The sequence below is a fragment of the Facklamia languida CCUG 37842 genome, assembly GCF_000245795.1.
Classification (GTDB): Bacteria; Bacillota; Bacilli; order Lactobacillales; family Aerococcaceae; genus Facklamia; species Facklamia languida.
On record NZ_JH601133.1, the window covers coordinates 1,452,285 to 1,469,980 of the forward strand.

The window sequence follows — 17,696 nt, forward strand, 5'->3', positions numbered from 1 at the left end:
TAACGCTTATTAATCTGGCGATTCATTGATGGGCTGGTTTCTTATCTTGATAGATGATTCTAGCTAGCAAGAAGGGATCACTCTTGGATCCATTGGCGGTTGTCCCGTCTTAAGAGGTCATCGGCCGCTTGTGGGCCTTGGGATTGGGCCGGATAAGGGTAGAGGGGTGTCGCTTCCTGCTGCCAGAGCTGGTGAATCTGGTCAATGAATTGCCAAGCATAATCAACTTCGAGGAAGTGGGCAAAGTTATTGAGATCGCCCTGGAAGCAATCATAGAGGAGTTTCTCATAGTCTTTAGGAAGCCGCTTAGCCAAGCGGGAGTCAACCTGGTAGCTGAGCGGTAAGTCCTTAAACTCACGTCTCTGGGTGGAATCCATTTGGTTGAGTCTGAGCCGGATCTTAGGATCGGGTGCCAGCTCAAATTGTAAATAATTGGCTGGCAGATCAGGATCTGGTGACTGGAAGATAATTTTGATATCGGTCTTCTTGTCCTTGAGCGCCTTGCCAGACCGCAGATAGATGGGAACATTCTGCCATTCAGGTAGGTCAATAAAGACTTTTACTGCCATAAAGGTTTCAACCTGTGAATCTGGAGCGACCCCGTCTTCTTGTAAGTATCCCTTTTCCTTACCATTGACACTCGGACCATATTGGCCACGGACCAGATCTTGACTGCCATTTGCTAAGCGTAAGTTCTTGAGAATCTGAATTTTAGCCTGGCGAATGGCTTGGGCAGACAGGGTGTCCGGTTCGTCTAAGGTTAAGAGGGTGACCAGTTGCAAGGCGTGGTTTTGGATCATGTCACGGCTAACGCCACTGGTTTCGTAATAGGCACCACGGCCTTCTACCCCTAGACTTTCATTCAAGCTAATTTGGATATGATCAATCATCTCCCGCTGCCAGAGGGCTTTAAGAATCGGATTGTGGAAGCGGATGGGGAGAATTTGGTTGACGATGCTCTTGCCTAGATAATGGTCAATCCGGTAGATCTGTTCTTCCTCAAAGGACCTTTCCAGTTGGTGTTGAAGCTTTCGAGCACTTTCTTGGTCATAGCCAAAGGGCTTCTCAATGATTAACCGGTTATAACCGGACTCTGAGAGGAGGGCCTGTTCTTTTAAGTGGTGGGTGATCGTCGCAAAGAGGGTTGGAGCCAGCGAAATATAAAAGACCCGGTTGCCTTGGCTGTGATAAGTGGCTTCTAATTGACTGATCAGGGATTTGAGGGCTGCATAGTCCTGGACGGATTCGATATCCGCTTGCAGATAGTAGAAATGGGTGAGAAATTCTTCCAAGAGCTTCTCGGATGGATCACAGGGTTGAATACTGTGCCGGACTACATCACGAAAATGGTCTTGGCTCCAGTCCCGTCGTCCGGTTCCAATCAAGGCAAATTCATTGGATAATAAATTCTTGGCATAAAGCTGGTAGAGGGCTGGATAGAGCTTACGGGAAGCTAGGTCGCCAGTTGCTCCAAATAAAGTCATGATTAAGTGGTTTTGTCTCATGGTGGTCCCCCTCTATTTTTAACAGCCTTCATTATAGCGAATTGCCCTTAGTGATTCAACCGGATCCCTGACCCAATGGCTGACCTATGGTATACTATAACCAATCATTCTAGCTCAAGTATCTGAATAAGGAGACCTATATGAAATTTACCGAATTAAAATTGAAACCCTTCCTCAATAAATCCTTGGACCAAATGGGCTTTAAACAATTAACTGCTGTGCAAGAAGAGGTGATTCCACTTGCCCTTAAGGGTGAGAGCCTGATCGTTCAGTCGCAGACCGGTTCGGGCAAGACCCATGCTTTTTTGCTGCCCATTCTTCAAGCGCTAGATCCGAATAAGGACCAAGTTCAAGCAGTGATTACCGCTCCGAGTCGGGAATTAGCAACCCAGCTTTACCAAGTAGCGAGTCAACTATTAAGTGCAGAACCTGACCGTTTTCGGATCGGTCATTATATCGGTGGCACTGACAAAAAGCGCCAGATTGACAAAATCAACCATCAACAACCGCAGCTTGTCATTGGGACACCGGGTCGGATCTTTGACCTGATGCAAGAGAATGCCCTCTGGGTCCAAACAGCTGAATATCTCGTCATTGATGAAGCGGATATGACAATGGATCTTGGCTTTCTCTCGATCGTCGATGAGATTGCGGCTCGAATGCCTAAAGAATTGCAGATGATGGTCTTTTCAGCGACTATTCCACAGCAATTATCAATCTTTTTGAAGAAGTATATGGACCAGCCCGAGCAGATTACTATGGAAGCCCAAGAGGTCTTAGTCGACCAAGTGGATAACTTCTTAATTAACACCAAGGGTAAGGACCGTAAGGAATTGGTCTATCAATTATTGACTCTGGGTCATCCCTTTCTAGCCATGGTCTTTTGTAATACCCGTCTTTATGCGGATGAAGTTTCCGAATATCTTAAAGCTAAGGGGCTTAAGGTGGCGACCCTGCACGGAGGGATTGAGCCGAGAGAGCGCAAGCGGTTGATGAAGCAAATTCGAAATCTGGATTATCAATATGTGGTGGCTTCTGACCTGGCTGCACGGGGGATTGATATTCCAGGTATCTCCTTAATTATTAATACCGAATTGCCACAGGACCTGGAATTCTTCGTTCACCGGGTCGGACGGACTGCCCGTAACCAACTGGCCGGAACAGCTTACACCTTGATGACCCCTGATGATGACCAAGCCATTGAACAGTTGGAGAAAAAAGGGGTTGAATTTACGGAAGTCGCGATCATTGATGGAGAGATCAAAGCGATCGACCAGCGCTACCGCCGAACGCGTCGCAAGGACACCAAGAAGGAAAGCGAAGATCCTAAAGTCCAAGCCATGATCAACCGCCACAAGAAGGCCAAGGTTAAGCCTGGCTATAAACGGAAATTAAATTGGCAGATTAAGGCCCACCGCCAGTCCCAAGCAAAACGGCAGAACAAATTAGCCAAGCGACAGCAGAGGCGCGGCAAGTCTTCCTAATGGACGGAACGCACCCAAAAACATTTAAATTTACACTTCTATCCAGCCAGAAAAGGTATATAATAGGGTAAAATAATCTACAAAAGAAGAAGGAGTGACCTAGAATGGGATGTACAACCCTGTTAGTCGGTAAGGATGCAAGTTATGATGGTTCGACCATTGTGACCCGGAGTGAAGATTCGCCCTCTGGGATCTTTACAGCTAAGCACTTTATTGTGGTGAAGCCGGAAGACCAACCCCGTCAGTACAAGTCTGTTATCACGGAATGTGAGATTGACCTACCGGACAATCCACTGCGCTATACCTGTCTACCGGATGCGGATCGGTCGAAAGGAATCTGGGGAGCTGCAGGGATTAATGAATTAAATGTTGCCATGACAGCGACCGAGACCCTGTCCACCAATGCCCGGGTTCAAGGAGCAGATCCCTTGCTAGCGGGAACCAAGGAAGGAAAAGGGATCGGGGAAGAAGATTTTGTTACCCTGGTCTTGCCTTATATTCGGTCCGCTCGCCAAGGGGTTGAACGCTTGGGGCAACTATTGGAAACCTATGGGACTTATGAGGCCAATGGGATTGCCTTCCAGGATGTGGATGAGATTTGGTGGTTAGAAACAATTGGGGGCCATCATTGGATGGCGCGCCGGGTGCCTGATAATGCCTATGTGGTCATGCCTAACCAATTAGGGATTGATCAGTTTGATTTTGAAGATGCAGCAGGTGACCAGAAGAACTTTATGTGTTCTAAGGATCTCAAAGAATGGAGCCAACGCTACCACATGAATTTGGGGCGGGAAGGGGAAACTTTCAATCCCCGCTTGGCCTTTGGGTCCAGAATGGATGCCGACCATGTTTATAATACACCGCGGGCATGGATGATGTTGCGCTATTTCAATCCACGTACTTACAGTTGGGACGGTCCAGAAGCTGAATTTAGGCCAGAGGATGATGACCTCCCATGGTGCTTGGAACCCGAAACAAAGATCAGCATTGAAGCGATTAAATGGGTCCTTTCAAGTCACTATCAAGGCACTCCTTATGATTGTTATGGCAAGTATGGTGATCCCGCAGAGCGCGGCAAGTATCGCCCAATTGGGATTAGTCGCCAGAATGTGACGGCTTATACCCAGATTCGTCCCTATCTTCCGGAAGCCATCCGTTCCATTCAATGGCTATCCTTCGGGTCTAACCCTTTTAATGCTATCGTACCATTTTATACCAATGTGAATCAGACACCTGCCTACCTGGCTGAGCCAGCAAGGCAAGTCACGACGGAGAGCTTTTATTGGGCCAACCGCTTGATTGCGGCTATCTGTGATACACACTTCTACAAAACAGACAAGTTTGTCGGACGGTATCAAAATGCAGTTGTTAACAAGGGACATTATCTGATTAACCAAACAGATCAGCGCTATCTTGACAAGCAAGAAGAGGACCAACCCGTTCAAGCCATGCTAGAAGAAGCCAACCAAGCCATGGCAGACTATGTACAAGAAGCGACGAATGAGCTACTTGACAAAGTCCTCTATGTAGCCAGCTGTGAAATGAAGAATGGCTACGCCTTGAGTGATAATTAAGACACTCTAGACGGGTCGGAGGCCCCTCGTCTTTAAAAACCATGACCCAAGCAGGAGGCAGAAGCCGAGTGAAGAGAAGAATAACTAAATTAGATCGAAAGTATAAATGGCTGGTGAGAGGATTTTTTGTGTCGCTCTTGATGATCTGGGCAGTGAGTTTTGGCTGGTCCCATTATCAAAATTTGACCCATTACCAGGAGAGACAGTCTCAGGCCATGATCCGTTTGGCCAATGTCTATGGCTACCAGGGGGAGGAGGACCCGGTGAAGAGTCTGGACTATCTGGATCAACTGGGTCTTGACGACTTGCCCTATAATATCCGGTCCAAATATTGGCAGGGCTATAACGCCCTAAGAATCTCCCCTGTAAAGGAAGGCCTGATCCGATTTGGTCTTTGGGCACTCGCCTTTGCCCTGATCTATGGGACCTTTGACTTTTTCCTCCACCGATCTTAATTTGTCTACAGGATCAATCGACAATCAAAAAGCCCTAAGCGATTCCTCATCAGGATGTGCTTAGGGCTTTATTCATTATTTGGAAGAAGAGCGATCAGAAGGATCCTGGTCTTCCTGCTGGTCTAAGTATTCTACGAATCCATCCAGGTCCTCGATCATATCTTGGATGAACCGGGTATGGTTCTTAATGGCTTGGTAGACAATGAAGAGGACCAATAAGAGATAGAGATAGTAATTGATCCGGACGGCTGGTAGGATCAGGTTCATCAATTGTACGCCCATAAAGGGGGTAAAGCCCGCAATGGTTGCCAGTTTCAATCGTGAAGAGAAGGGCAACCGGACACTTAAGCGGAAGTTCAAGATCGCAATCAGGATCCCCGCTAGGACCATTAGATACCAGTAGACGAAGAAGGACAGGACAAAGGAGGTTAAAAAGACGGTTAGATTGATCAAGAAGCTTTCTTGCGGCAGGTAATTGAGTAGTTTGACCAGGGTCTGACTGTCCGGAAGATAGGCAGGGTCTAGATCAACCACTTGTGGATTGGTCAAGGAATAAAAGAGCACCTGGTCCTTGGTCAAGAGGAGGTTGGTAAGGGAATGGTTAGAGACCTTGTCTGCCTTGCTCTTTGCCAGGGCAATCCCTTCCTGATCGGAAAGATTGACGAGTTGGTCGTCAATAATGAGCTGGAAATAATCGGAATGGTAGTAGAGGGCCTTGGCCTGGTCGCTTAGGACTAGTTGTTGGTCAATCCGTTTAAATTCTGGGACATGTTGGGCTGCGTTTTCAAGATTAGACTGAAAGTCATGAATGACGGGTTGAAGTTGAATGGTTTGGTTGAGTGCCATAAAAAGAATGGGAATGAGACTCAACCGTAGAATGGGCCGCCATCTTAAATTAATCGCTTGTACATAGACGCGCGAATTTTGGATGCCGTATTTTAAAATTAAGAAAATTTTCTTCAAGTTATTCTTCCTTTGATATATGTTCTGGGGGTCTAATGGTATTAATCTTAGCTAAATCAAGCCTTTAATTCAAGTTTATTTTTGAAAGGGAGCTATCTAGCTTAAACGGTCACGACCCTGTCTGGCTATCGGATCATTCACAATTATTCAGAAGGTCTCAATCGGTTTCATATCAATCCAATGCATCCTGACCCAGACCAGTCTCAAAAAATTAACGATTATGATCGTCTGCAATTCTAACAAAGCTTGCGCGCTAGCAGCTGATCGGTAACAAATACTTTCTAGCTTTTTCAATGCCCTTGTTGAATCTACAAATAAAGAGGCGACAGGTACAGCCTTTTAATATCGTACCTTTTATTAGGTAAAACCATCAAATAGTGGGTCATTTTATGTTTTGGTTGGCTGTTTTGCCAGCTAGTTGGGCTTGGTGGCGGTGGTGGGCGATGCCTTGCCAGACGAGCCCAAGGAGACTGACGAAGAAACCGACGATCAGACTATTCGGGAAGTAGGTTAATTCTACTGTATGGTCACCTTGGTCGATTGGGATCGCCATGAGGGTCTCATTTAAGACCGGGAGAGGCTTAACAGTTTGGCCATCCACCTTGACCTTCCAATTGCGGTCATATGGCAGGGCAAAGAGGAGGTGGCCTTGTCTTTGTTGAATACGAACAGTTCCGGTAATCTGGTTCTCCTTAAAATCTGTCACTTGAAAGCGACTCGATTTTTTTTGGTCCAGGAGGGCTTGATAGCGTGGATAGTCAAATTCATAGAGCTGAATCAAATTCGCCTTGATTGGATTTTTCTTGGGGGTCAGGGTGAGGCTATGCCGTCCCAGTTGGTCAAAGCTTGCCGCTAGGACTTGCCGCCCATCCGCGGGTGTATAGAAGTCATAGTCTTTTCCATCAATGGCTAACTTGACATTGCGATTGGAATACTGGCTGGGGAAGGTAAAGTAATAGGGGTTTGCTTGGTTGGCTTGGAATGTTAAGGTGAAGCTGGCAGAGCCTTGTGGCTCCACCTTCTCATAGGTGTAGAAATCGCCATCTCCCTTGTCCGTGACTTGTAGGTTGTCGTAGCTCGCCGCGGTAAAAGCCCGGGGCTGGTAGAAAGGCAGATCATACCCATCAAAGTTAATGAGGCGTAAGAGGGTTTCCTGGTTGGCGATGGGCTTGAAATCTTCAAAGGAGGCCTGGGTCACTTGGTTGGAGACCTCAAAGGCAAAGCCTAGGCGGTCCCGATTTTCATAGACCAGGTAGCGGTCTGAACGGGCGATTTTGGGGTAGGCATGAAGGTCCAAATCATTAGCTGACCGGTAGAGATAGAAGCCATCTGCCTTGGTGACAATATGGGAGTTGGGTGCAACATCTAAGACATAGCGCACATCAAAGAAATCATCGGTAAAGAGGGTCCCACTGGTATAATTGATGGAATTGGTGGTCTGGGCGAGGCCTAAGTAGGCATAGAGTTGGCTGGTCCTTTGTTCTAAGGTCGAGCCAAAGTGGTCCAATCCTGGGTAGTGGCGGAAGAAGGCCTCATTCTTGGTCCGTTGGAAGGTCTTGTGAATCCGATAAAATTCACCAGATTTAGGACGGATTTTCTCGAGGGCATGGTCCAAAAGGGTGATATAGTCGTGAAACTGACTGGGTTGAACATAATGACCGACTTCATCCAGGATGTATAAGGCATTAAAGCCTAATTCACACAGGGTCAAACCTAAGATGATCAGCTGGCGCCAGGGTCGGTTGAGAAAACTTAACTGGAGAATGACCAGGATCACAACAAAGAAGGCCAAGGAAAGAAAGAGCTTCTCTGGAGTCAAGTAGTCATAATCACCCCATTGAAAGTAGATAAAGGTGACAGCAGCCATCAGGCAGAGTCCAACTAAGCTGGCCACCAGGGAGACTGGCTTTTTCTGTTTAGCCAGCCCTTGACCAGCCAAGGCGAGGATAAAGAAAGAAAATGTAAAAGAAAACCGGTGGTCATACCAGATGGGAAATTGTCCCATGTGCCAGATTTTATTCAAAAGATCGACAGAAAAGGACAGATAAAAGCCAAGGAGGATCAGACCAGCTATCAGTTTTTCTTTTAATCGAATCGAAGGATTCAAGGCATAAAGGAGGACCAAGACTAGGGGAAGCATCCCCACATATATATTGGCCGTGCCTCCAGACAGTTCATCGTAGACAAAGCTGCCGATAAAGAGCTTGGAAAAGTGGTCCATGAGCGACCCATTGAGTGAGAGGCTGTTAAATAAGTCGCCGGTCCAAGCCCCCTTGCTGGTTAACATGGACAAGAAGGTGGGGAGCAGGATGACCGTTGCTGTTAATCCAGCCAAGAAGGAATAGTAGATAAAGCGAAAATACTGGTTGAAGAAGGACTTAAAAGTCCAATCTTGATCTTGTTCAAGGATCACATAGACCGCGTACAAGGCTAGGAAGAGGCAAATCATATAGCCAATATAGTAATGGGTCACTAAGGCCAATGTCAGGGTGAGGGTATAGAGCCAGTGGGATTGCCCCTTGACGAAGCGGTCTAAACCTAAGGCAATGAGAGGGAGCAGGATCACGCCATCCAACCACATGATATTTAATTGAAAGACGATCACATAAGACATGAAGGCATAACACTGAGCCAGCGCTATATTATAAAGCGGTGGAAGCGAATACTTACGGTGGCTAAAAGCATAAAAGCTAGCTGAGGCAGCCACAAGTTTAGCCATTGTTAAAAAGGTGACCGCTAGGTCGAGTTGGTCTTCCTTGAAGAAGAGTAGCATCAAGTTAAAAGGAGATAGGAGGTAATAGGCCCACAAGCCCATCATTTCGCCACCGATGCCTTTTTGGAACGAGTAGAGAAATAAGCGCGGATCCTTCAGGAGGGCTTGGCGGAAAAGGGAGAAGAAGTCGATATATTGCTGACCGAGGTCGATCGTTAGGAGGGAACGTTTCTCCGGTCCGCCAAAAGGAATAAAATCCATGCGCCAGTAGAGTATGATTATGAGGGACATGGTGATTAAAAGGTTAAGTATTGAGTAGGCAAGTTGTTTCTTCTTCATAGGAACTCCTTCATTAAGTGGATCATTAGCACTTCTATCATATCAAATTGGCTTGATAATTTATAATGTTGTTTGATAAAGGGCTGGTTCAGATAAAATAAAAGGTAAGATAGCCGTCAATCAGTCAGGCTCAATGCTTATCATAGGGGACCGTCTTCCAAAGCTGTCGCTTTTCCAGACTCGATCCACTAGGCATAAATAATAAAAAATTATAAATAAAAGGCAAGATAGCCGTCAATAAGGCAGGTCCACTACTTAATCATAAGGGACCGTCTTTCAAAGCTCTCGCTTTTCCAGACTCGATCCACTAGGCATAAATGATACAAGAAACTAAAAATATAAAAAGGCAAGATACCGTCAATCAGTCAGGTCCAATGCTTATCATAGGGGACCGCCTTCCAAAGCTGTCGCTTTTCCAGACTCGATCCACTAGGCATTGCCCAAACGGTGAACCGTAAGGCAATGCACGCTACGTGGATCGTCCTCTTTCCTATGATTAAGTAGTGAGACCTGCCTGTTATTGACGAAGTTTGTGTCTTTATCTATTTAGTACTCTAAAATTAATCCAGGCGACAAAAAGGAATTCATTTAATAAAGCATTACCAATAACAAACGAGTAAATAGCTTTCATTCTTTTTACCTTAAACCGAACTCCTTATGAAGCTAATGATTAAGTAAAAGTATAATTTTCGATAGTTAACATCTATTTTAAAGGAAAGATAAGCAAGCTATCTTTAGGGCCCTCATAAATACATTAAAATATAGGCTCAATATACAACAAAATAAAAGGGATAAGCTTCTTTATGCTACTTGGTTAGCACACTTCCTCAATCTGACTTCAGTGTTTCATGCTTTTAAAAACAGGGTTAAAGGAAGCATTATACTTTGATAAGCCAAAAAATTCGGGTGACGCAAAAATGCATCACCCGCAAAACATACGTTTTCAATTCGTGTAAACATCATCATCCTACTACAGTAAAATATCAATCGCCTCTATGTAAAAGAACTTACATCGGATTCAAGTCAGGAGAGGATGATAAGACTAAAAAGATAAGAAGTTCTGATAGTTTTTTCTCACCTAATAAGTAAAACTCAGAATCGATTGGCATGACAAACTTAGTCAGGTGATCTTCTACTTTTAAAAAATCTAAGATCTTGATGCGAATCGATAAAAGCTAGATTTCCTTATTTATTGATTTAGTTTATTTTAAAAAGCGGCCTCTGAGTTTTAGCCATCCCATTATTTTTTTACTGTTTAATTTGTTTAGCAAAGTTGTTCCCTGATCAAATAAAGACCCTATATTTCTATTAGCAATGTTTTATCGAATGATTTTCCATTTTACCAACTGGATTAATTTAAAAAGCCTTAAATAAATAAAAACATGAATCCGTCAATAAAAGGCAGGTCCCCAATGCTTAATCATAGGAAGGAGGACGATCCACGTAGCGTGCAATGCCTTACGGTTTACCGTTTAGGCATTGCCTAGTGGATCGAGTCTGAAAAAGCTTAGCTTTGAAAGACGGTCCCCTATGATAAGCATTGGGGACTTGCCTTATTGACGGTATCTCGCCTTTTAATCCTTTAATTCTATTTAGTATTTTTATAGATTAATCCTTGTAACTGGGTCTGCCTAGTGGGTCGAATCCGGAAAAGCCTTGCTTTGAAGGGCGGTCCCCTATGATAAGCATTGGGACCTGACTTATTGACGGCTATCCTTCCTTGTATTTTTTAGTTTTTTTCATTACTTAATCCAGTTAGATAAGCCAGAAAATCTTGGTTTTGGAAGGCGATCCTTTAATTAAGCAGAAGTACTGCCTTCTAATTTGTTGATTGGTCATTTAAGAGGACTATCAGCTTGGGTCATTGGAAGTTAGGCTAAATTTTGCTATAATTGGAAAGAATTTATACAAGAGAGAGAGAGAGTTACCCTCACTATGGCTAAACAAACCTATCAATTAAAGAAAAAACGTAACCATTCCCATATCCCACGCAGGCTCAACCTCCTGTTCTTCGTGGTGTTCTTATCTTTTACAGCCCTCTTTATTCGCTTGGGTTATCTCCAATTATATAAAGGGGAGAGTCTGACCCAGATGGTTCAGCGAACGGAATCGACTTATTCAACCGGATCGGTTCCACGTGGAATGATCTATGATAGTCAAGGCAAGGTGATTGTCGGCAATCAACCGGAACGGGCGATCCTTTATACACGTGATCGCGACTCACAAGTATCGGCCAAGGACCGGGTGAAGATTGCGACCCAGTTAGCGTCCCTAATTGACATGCCTTACCAGAATATTACCAAACGGGACATGAAGGATTATTTCTTGGTTGCAAATATTGACTTAATTCGCCAACGCTTGAGCGAAGAAGAGCGACTCCTCAATGGGAGTGAAGCCTACCAGGCACAGCTTAACCATATCAAGGATTCCGACTTGGATTTTTCTGAAGCGGAGAAGGAGATCATCGCAATCTATAAACGGATGGCCTCGGCTTATGCCTTATCAACGGTCCCAATTAAGAGTAAGAATGTGACCCAGGAAGAAATTGCGCGGGTCAGTGAGAATTTAAGAGATTTACCAGGAATTCAGATCGGAACGGATTGGCAACGGACTTATCCTCAAGGGGATATGTTGCGGTCTATTCTGGGCAATGTCTCCTCGGAAGAGCGGGGAATTCCCAGTGAGGATGCACGTAAGCTCTTGACACGGGGCTATGCCTTGAATGACCGGGTGGGAGTCTCCTATCTTGAGAAAGAGTATGAGACCATCTTAAAGGGGACCAAATCGCTCTATAATATTGTGACCGATTCAAGTGATGATATCTTAACCAATAAAGAAGTCTATCAAGGTGCCAAGGGGAATAACTTGGTCTTGACCATTAATTCGAAGTTTCAAGCCAAGCTCGACCAAATTGTGGAAGACAGTTTGATCCGCATGGGAGCCGATCGGGGTCTCAATGACCGGGTCTATGTCGTGGCTCTCAATCCCAAGAATGGTGACGTCTTAGGCATATCTGGCAAGCGGTTTGCTTATGATAAGGACAATGATAGCTATCAATATGATAAGGTTGTTGACGATGCTTTAGGTGCTATAAATAGTTCTTATGGAATGGGGTCCAGTATTAAGCCCGCGATGATTGCCATGGGTTACAAGGAAGGGGTAATCTCCTTAACCGACAATGTGATTGTCGATGAACCGATGAAGTTCCAAGCTTCACAGGAGAAAGCTTCGCTCTTCAACAAGAATGGCATTATTCCGATCGATGATATTACTGCTTTACAACGGTCTTCGAACATTTATATGATTCGCCTTGCCATGCGGATCGGTGGTCAGTTCAACTATGAGAAGGAAGGACGGTTGAATATCAATCCGGAAACCATTGATATTATCCGGCGAAATTTTGCTGAATTTGGTTTGGGAACTCAAACAGGCATTGATTTGCCGAATGAGTCGGGCGGTTTTACACCGAAGAGTTCACAATTGGTATCGGCCCTCGACTTGTCTTATGGGCAATTCGACTTGTACACCCCCCTTCAACTCGCTCAATATGCCGCAACCATTGCAAATGGTGGGATTCGCTACTCCCCTCGTTTGGTTAAGCAAGTCCGCAATACCGATAGCAATGGGCAATTAGGGGGCGTTGTGACCGGTATTCCACCAAAAATCCTGAACGTGGTGGATATTGATCCTGCCGCGATGGACCGGATTCATCAGGGTATGTATCAAGCAGCCCATTCTGATTTGGGGACAGCTGCTTCGCTTTTGAAGAATTACCCGATCAAGCTAGGTGTTAAGACAGGAACGGCAGAGGCCTTCTACTCAGGACCGATCCAATATGCCCAGAATGAGCCCGTCATTAATGCAACTTTTATCGGTTACGCTCCTTTCGATAATCCTGAGATTGCGATTTCGGTCGTGGTTCCTTATTTGGACGAGACGACCTGGGGATCTGAATCCATTCGCATTTTCCGTGAAGTCATGACTGCTTACTTTGAGACCCTGTCGGAAACTCGGCAGATCGTGAATAAATTTGACCCTCAAACGAATCTCAACACTAATACGACCCAAGAGCCGGTGACCACTACAGTTGCCCCTAACAACCCATAAGAATCATTTTTTTGCTACAAAAAGTTCACAAGAATATGTTAGAATGAATGAAAATAGGAGAGGTGAATAAAATGGATATTTGGATTTTAGTCATTGTATTACTCGTGATCGCCATTATTTTCTTTGTTAGCTCGCTCTTTGCCAAGCAGCCTGCTTATGACCACTTAAGCGAACAGGTGGATAGCCAAGCCGAGCAATTGCGTCACTTACAAAAGCAAGTCAATGAATTAGAAGAAGATCTTTTTGAAAGTCAGCCACTTGAGCATGTGACAGCTGAAGAGGTCTATTATAGCAAGCAAAGTCAGGACCAAGAGGATGAAGCCATCCAAGCGGACGTGCAACCAGAACCAGACCTGAAACCATTATCAGACTTGAAGCCATTACCGGTTGAAGAGTCGATTAATTATGAGATCACGGATATGAAAAGGGAAGAGATCATTCGACTCTATTCTCAAGGTTACACCTTGAAGGAGATCTCACAGGAAGTCGATGAAGAATTAGTGACGGTCCAGTATTTCATTGATGAATATATCGAGAATCGCTAAGGAGGGGGTCTAGCATGAGTAAACAAAGTTTACGTTCAATTGGCCTTGGTTTTTTAGCCGCAAGTATTCTGACTGGAGCTTTTGCGGTCTTCTACCAAGGAAATGTTCCAGTTGACGGTGTTACGCTTCCTAGTCTACTTAAGGGAGAGCACACACAGAAGCTTAAGGAAGAAGAATCGATAGCTAAGGCAGACTTGGAAAGTGTCAGCCTTGAACGCGATGAATTATCTTCACAAATTTCTAAGCTCAAGGATGACCAGGAGTCTTTAAAGTCTAAGGTTGACAAGCAAAATGAATCGATTGCTTATTATGAATCTTTGAAAGAGAAGTGGGATGAAAGTCAACTCGATGAAGAGACGACGGATGAAGAGAGGACGGAAGAGGATCCTGCAGCGGACCCACAAGGGGATGGCACCTTTGTCGTCAATCAAGGCGAAGGCTCAGCAGAGATCGCTGGCCGCCTAGAGAGTGAAGGCTACGTGGAATCAGCAGCTGAGTTCCAAGAACTAATTGATCAATGGAACTTGGCCACTGTGATTCAAGCAGGTGAATATGAGTTGACCCCTGATATGTCCATTCATGAGATTGCCAGCCAATTGACTCATGGTGCTTATTACTATCAATAAGTAAAATTTAAATTTCTATTAGCATCTGCCTTGAATTAATGCTATACTATTCGAGTGCTGTTTTTATACAGGTATATTTTATAGAGTTTGGAGGGAATCAAATGCGCGTTAACATTAATTTAGAATGTACAGAATGTGGGGAACGCAATTATTTAACAAACAAAAACAAGCGAAACAACCCAGATCGGATTGAGGTTAAGAAGTATTGCCCGCGTGAACGCAAGGTGACACTTCATCGTGAAGTTAAGAAATAAACCACTCAAGGATTGGAGGTCACTCCAATCCTTTTAGTTTTCATGACAAGCGTTCGGACTTAAGCTATAATCATGAATATGAAATAGCAAGAAAGGGAGGAAGCTATGGAAGCCTTTAAGCGTTCATCGGCACCTTTTGTCACTTATTTCCTGGTAGCCATCAATGTGCTCGTCTTCATCTATATGTTGATGACCTTCAAGACGACGACTTCATTTGAAGCTTTGATTGAGACCGGGGCCAAGTCGAATCCTCATATCGTCTATCAGGGTGAATGGTACCGTCTAGTCACTGCCGCTTTTATTCATATTGGCTTTGAACATTTACTCTTTAATAATTTGTCGATCTATTTTATTGGCCAAGACCTCGAACGATTGATGGGCCACCTACGTTTGTTCGGACTCTTTATGATCGCAAGTATCGGTGGCAATATCTTTTCTTTTGCCTTCAGTGAGGCAATATCAGCAGGGGCATCCACTGGGATATTTGGCCTGTTCGTTGCTTATATTATATTGGCTAAAATGTACCCCCAATCCTATGGCCTTAAAAAGCGGGCCATGAATTTCTCCCTTTTAATTCTCTTGAATATCGTGACAGGCCTCATGGGGTCGGGTCTTGATAATTGGGGGCACATTGGGGGAGCCGTCTTTGGTGGCTTGGCGACTCTTGTGATCGGTCTGGATGGGCGTTACCGGACTGATTTTCCCAAGAAGTATCGCTGGCTGGCCTTATTTGGGATTCTATGTTTAGCCGCTGGATTATTGGCTGTTGGTTGGTTTAAGTTAGTTCATTAGAAGGGAAGCAATCGAATGTTAAGAACACTCCTCGTTATCATTGTCGTTATAGCCGTCGTGGTTGGTCTCTACTATGCTTGGCTCTGGTTGATGCGTAAACGGTCAAGTGAATATATCGATAGTGCAGAATTGAATCAGATAATCCGGAAGATCCAAGTGATTGATGTGCGTGAACCGGCCGAATTTGATGCCAATCATATCTTGGGTGCCCGCAATATTCCCATCTCACAGTTCAAGATGCGGCACCAAGAGATTCGCAAGGACTTGCCAGTTTGTCTGTATGACCAGACTTATCACTTTTCCTCACGGGCAGCCAATATTTTGCGCAAGGCTGGCTATGACCAGGTCTATATTCTAAAGGGTGGCTTGGACAAGTGGTTTGGTAAGACCAAGTCTAATTTATAGTTCCAATCAAAAAAACTCTCGACTCGTCAATTGGAGACGGGCCGAGAGTTTCTTTTCCTGGCTTATTGTAGGTAATACCGTAAGGAGAAGTAAAGACTAATGATGACACCCAGTAACATGATGATGACCATTAGAATGGACATGGTCTTAATCATGCGTTCATATTTACTTTTTTTCTTTTTCTTTGGATACTTTTGAGATGGTTTGACCACATTCGGACCTCCTCTTTTTCTAATACGAGTATTGTAGCGAAAGCCTAGCTAAATTTCAATGATTCAGGCAACTTTAATTGTGGCCTAATTTTTGATAGAATGAGTTAAGAAAATATTAAAGGAGTTTTGATATGACTTTAGCGCAGATAGGTGTCGTCGGCATGGCTGTAATGGGGAAGAACCTCGCTTTAAATATTGCGAATAAGGGCTATCAAGTAGCCATCTATAATCGGACCCGTGCCAAGACCGAAGCAGTGGTTGAAGAGTTCTCAGACCATGGTTTGGTGCCAGCTTATGATCTTGAGACCTTTGTTGCTTCGATTGACCGGCCTCGTCGGATTATTCTCATGGTCAAGGCGGGACATGCGACCGATTTAACCATTCAATCACTGTTACCCCTACTGGATCAAGGGGACATCTTGATTGATGGGGGGAATACCTTCTTTAAGGATACCATGCGCCGAAGTGAGACATTGAGCCAATCGGGCATCCATTTCATTGGAATGGGGGTTTCTGGTGGCGAGGAGGGTGCATTGAATGGACCTGCCCTCATGCCTGGTGGGGATCTGAATGCTTATCAATTAGTGGCTCCTATCCTAGAAGAAATTGCAGCCAAAGCGCCTGGGGATGGCCAAGCCTGCGTCAATTATATGGGGCCAAATGGGGCTGGTCACTATGTCAAGATGGTCCATAATGGGATTGAATATGGGGATATGCAGTTGATCGCAGAAGCCTATCATCTCATGCGCGACCTATTGGGCTTATCCGTTGAAGCTATGGCTAGCATCTTTCAAGACTGGAACCAAGGTGAATTGGACTCCTACCTTATTGAAATTACGGCCGATATTCTCACGCGCAAGGACCCTATCCATCAAGGTCCCTTGTTGGATGTCATCCTCGATGCAGCAGGTAATAAGGGAACGGGCAAGTGGACCTCTCAATCCGCGCTTGACCTGGGTATGCCTTCTATGACCATTACCGAGTCTGTCTATGCCCGTTTTATCTCAGCTTTAAAGGACCAGCGGGTCAAGGCAGGAGAAATCTTGCAAGGACCTAATGAAGTCCATACCTTTAATGAGGAAGAGACAAAGGTCTGGGTTGAACGGATTCGACAAGCACTCTACTTTAGTAAGATCATGTCCTATGCCCAAGGCTTTGCCCAATACCATCAAGCTTCTAAAGTCTATGAATGGGATTTGGATTATGGTGAAATTGCCAAGGTTTTCCGAGCGGGTTGTATTATTCGCGCCCAGTTCCTACAAGAAATTACCAATGCTTTTGAACGTGATCCTCAATTGGACAATCTCTTGTTGGACGATTACTTCTCCCAAATAATAGCTGACTATCAAACAGCTGCCCGAGAAGTGGCTAGCCTCGCGATTCAAGGAGGCGTTCCCATTCCAGGCTTAGCAAGTGCCATTGCTTATTATGATTCCTATCGCTCGCCTGTTCTACCGGCCAACTTAATTCAAGCCCAACGTGACTATTTCGGAGCCCATACCTACCAACGCACAGACCAGGCAGGGCACTACCACTATTTATGGGACCAAGATCAACAAGTGCAAACTGAAGATTAGGGCTTAAGCTTGGCTTAAAAGGAAGCTAACCGCCAGTAAATTCTCATTTAAGCATGGTCAAATTTGCTTATTTGTTAATTTTGATAGCTATTTCTAATAAAAGAGGTTAAAATAATCATGAGATTATAAGAAAGGGATGCGTGTA

The 17,696-nt window shown here is 44.7% G+C and carries 14 protein-coding genes; 10 read left to right on the plus strand and 4 right to left on the minus strand.

All coding sequences use genetic code 11. From position 1 onward, the window contains the following. Nucleotides 1–77: 77 nt before the first annotated feature. Entirely contained in the window at nt 78–1,505 is a 1,428-nt protein-coding gene (zwf, locus tag HMPREF9708_RS06735; protein WP_006309517.1) for a glucose-6-phosphate dehydrogenase, read from the minus strand. A 140-nt stretch (nt 1,506–1,645) separates the two neighbouring features. On the opposite strand from zwf, the gene HMPREF9708_RS06740 reads away from it, so the two are divergent. The 3 genes from HMPREF9708_RS06740 (at nt 1,646) to HMPREF9708_RS06750 (ending at nt 5,018) form a co-directional block, all read left to right on the plus strand. Then, entirely contained in the window at nt 1,646–2,989 is a 1,344-nt protein-coding gene (locus HMPREF9708_RS06740; RefSeq protein ID WP_006309518.1) for a DEAD/DEAH box helicase, read from the plus strand. Between the two features lie 104 nt (nt 2,990–3,093). Continuing rightward, nucleotides 3,094–4,563, plus strand: a complete 1,470-nt coding sequence (locus HMPREF9708_RS06745) for a C69 family dipeptidase (protein ID WP_006309519.1) — start codon at nt 3,094–3,096, stop codon at nt 4,561–4,563. A gap of 68 nt (nt 4,564–4,631) precedes the next feature. Continuing rightward, nucleotides 4,632–5,018, plus strand: coding sequence for a hypothetical protein (locus tag HMPREF9708_RS06750; RefSeq protein ID WP_006309520.1), 387 nt, complete (start codon nt 4,632–4,634; stop codon nt 5,016–5,018). Between the two features lie 75 nt (nt 5,019–5,093). Here the strand turns inward: HMPREF9708_RS06750 and HMPREF9708_RS06755 are convergent, their stop codons facing one another. Together HMPREF9708_RS06755 and HMPREF9708_RS06760 are read right to left on the minus strand one after the other, a co-directional pair. Further along, nucleotides 5,094–5,981: a DUF1189 family protein gene (locus tag HMPREF9708_RS06755; RefSeq protein ID WP_006309521.1), complete on the minus strand. Its 888-nt coding sequence runs from the start codon at nt 5,979–5,981 to the stop codon at nt 5,094–5,096. A gap of 382 nt (nt 5,982–6,363) precedes the next feature. Then, entirely contained in the window at nt 6,364–9,033 is a 2,670-nt protein-coding gene (locus HMPREF9708_RS06760) for a YfhO family protein (protein ID WP_006309522.1), read from the minus strand. A gap of 1,935 nt (nt 9,034–10,968) precedes the next feature. On the opposite strand from HMPREF9708_RS06760, the gene HMPREF9708_RS06765 reads away from it, so the two are divergent. The 6 genes from HMPREF9708_RS06765 to HMPREF9708_RS06785 all read left to right on the plus strand — a co-directional run bounded on the left by HMPREF9708_RS06765 (nt 10,969) and on the right by HMPREF9708_RS06785 (nt 15,762). Further along, a complete protein-coding gene (locus tag HMPREF9708_RS06765) occupies nt 10,969–13,140 on the plus strand; it encodes a peptidoglycan D,D-transpeptidase FtsI family protein (protein ID WP_006309523.1) in 2,172 nt (723 codons plus the stop codon). Between the two features lie 71 nt (nt 13,141–13,211). Next, nucleotides 13,212–13,685: a terminase gpP N-terminus-related DNA-binding protein gene (locus tag HMPREF9708_RS06770; protein WP_006309524.1), complete on the plus strand. Its 474-nt coding sequence runs from the start codon at nt 13,212–13,214 to the stop codon at nt 13,683–13,685. A gap of 14 nt (nt 13,686–13,699) precedes the next feature. Continuing rightward, nucleotides 13,700–14,311, plus strand: a complete 612-nt coding sequence (locus HMPREF9708_RS06775) for an endolytic transglycosylase MltG (RefSeq protein ID WP_006309525.1) — start codon at nt 13,700–13,702, stop codon at nt 14,309–14,311. Between the two features lie 101 nt (nt 14,312–14,412). After that, the gene (gene rpmG / locus HMPREF9708_RS08210) at nt 14,413–14,565 is read left to right on the plus strand and encodes a 50S ribosomal protein L33 (RefSeq protein ID WP_006309526.1); all 153 of its coding nucleotides are present in this window, start codon (nt 14,413–14,415) and stop codon (nt 14,563–14,565) included. 105 nt (nt 14,566–14,670) lie between these two features. Next, nucleotides 14,671–15,357: a rhomboid family intramembrane serine protease gene (locus HMPREF9708_RS06780; protein WP_006309527.1), complete on the plus strand. Its 687-nt coding sequence runs from the start codon at nt 14,671–14,673 to the stop codon at nt 15,355–15,357. 15 nt (nt 15,358–15,372) lie between these two features. Continuing rightward, nucleotides 15,373–15,762 (plus strand): rhodanese-like domain-containing protein, encoded by a 390-nt coding sequence (locus tag HMPREF9708_RS06785; protein WP_006309528.1) that lies wholly within the window; start codon nt 15,373–15,375, stop codon nt 15,760–15,762. 62 nt (nt 15,763–15,824) lie between these two features. Here HMPREF9708_RS06785 and HMPREF9708_RS08215 read toward each other — a convergent pair whose 3' ends face one another. After that, nucleotides 15,825–15,974: a DUF4044 domain-containing protein gene (locus HMPREF9708_RS08215; RefSeq protein WP_006309529.1), complete on the minus strand. Its 150-nt coding sequence runs from the start codon at nt 15,972–15,974 to the stop codon at nt 15,825–15,827. A 131-nt stretch (nt 15,975–16,105) separates the two neighbouring features. Between HMPREF9708_RS08215 and gndA the strand changes: the two genes are divergently transcribed. After that, entirely contained in the window at nt 16,106–17,551 is a 1,446-nt protein-coding gene (gene gndA, locus HMPREF9708_RS06790) for an NADP-dependent phosphogluconate dehydrogenase (RefSeq protein ID WP_006309530.1), read from the plus strand. Nucleotides 17,552–17,696 lie beyond the last annotated feature (145 nt).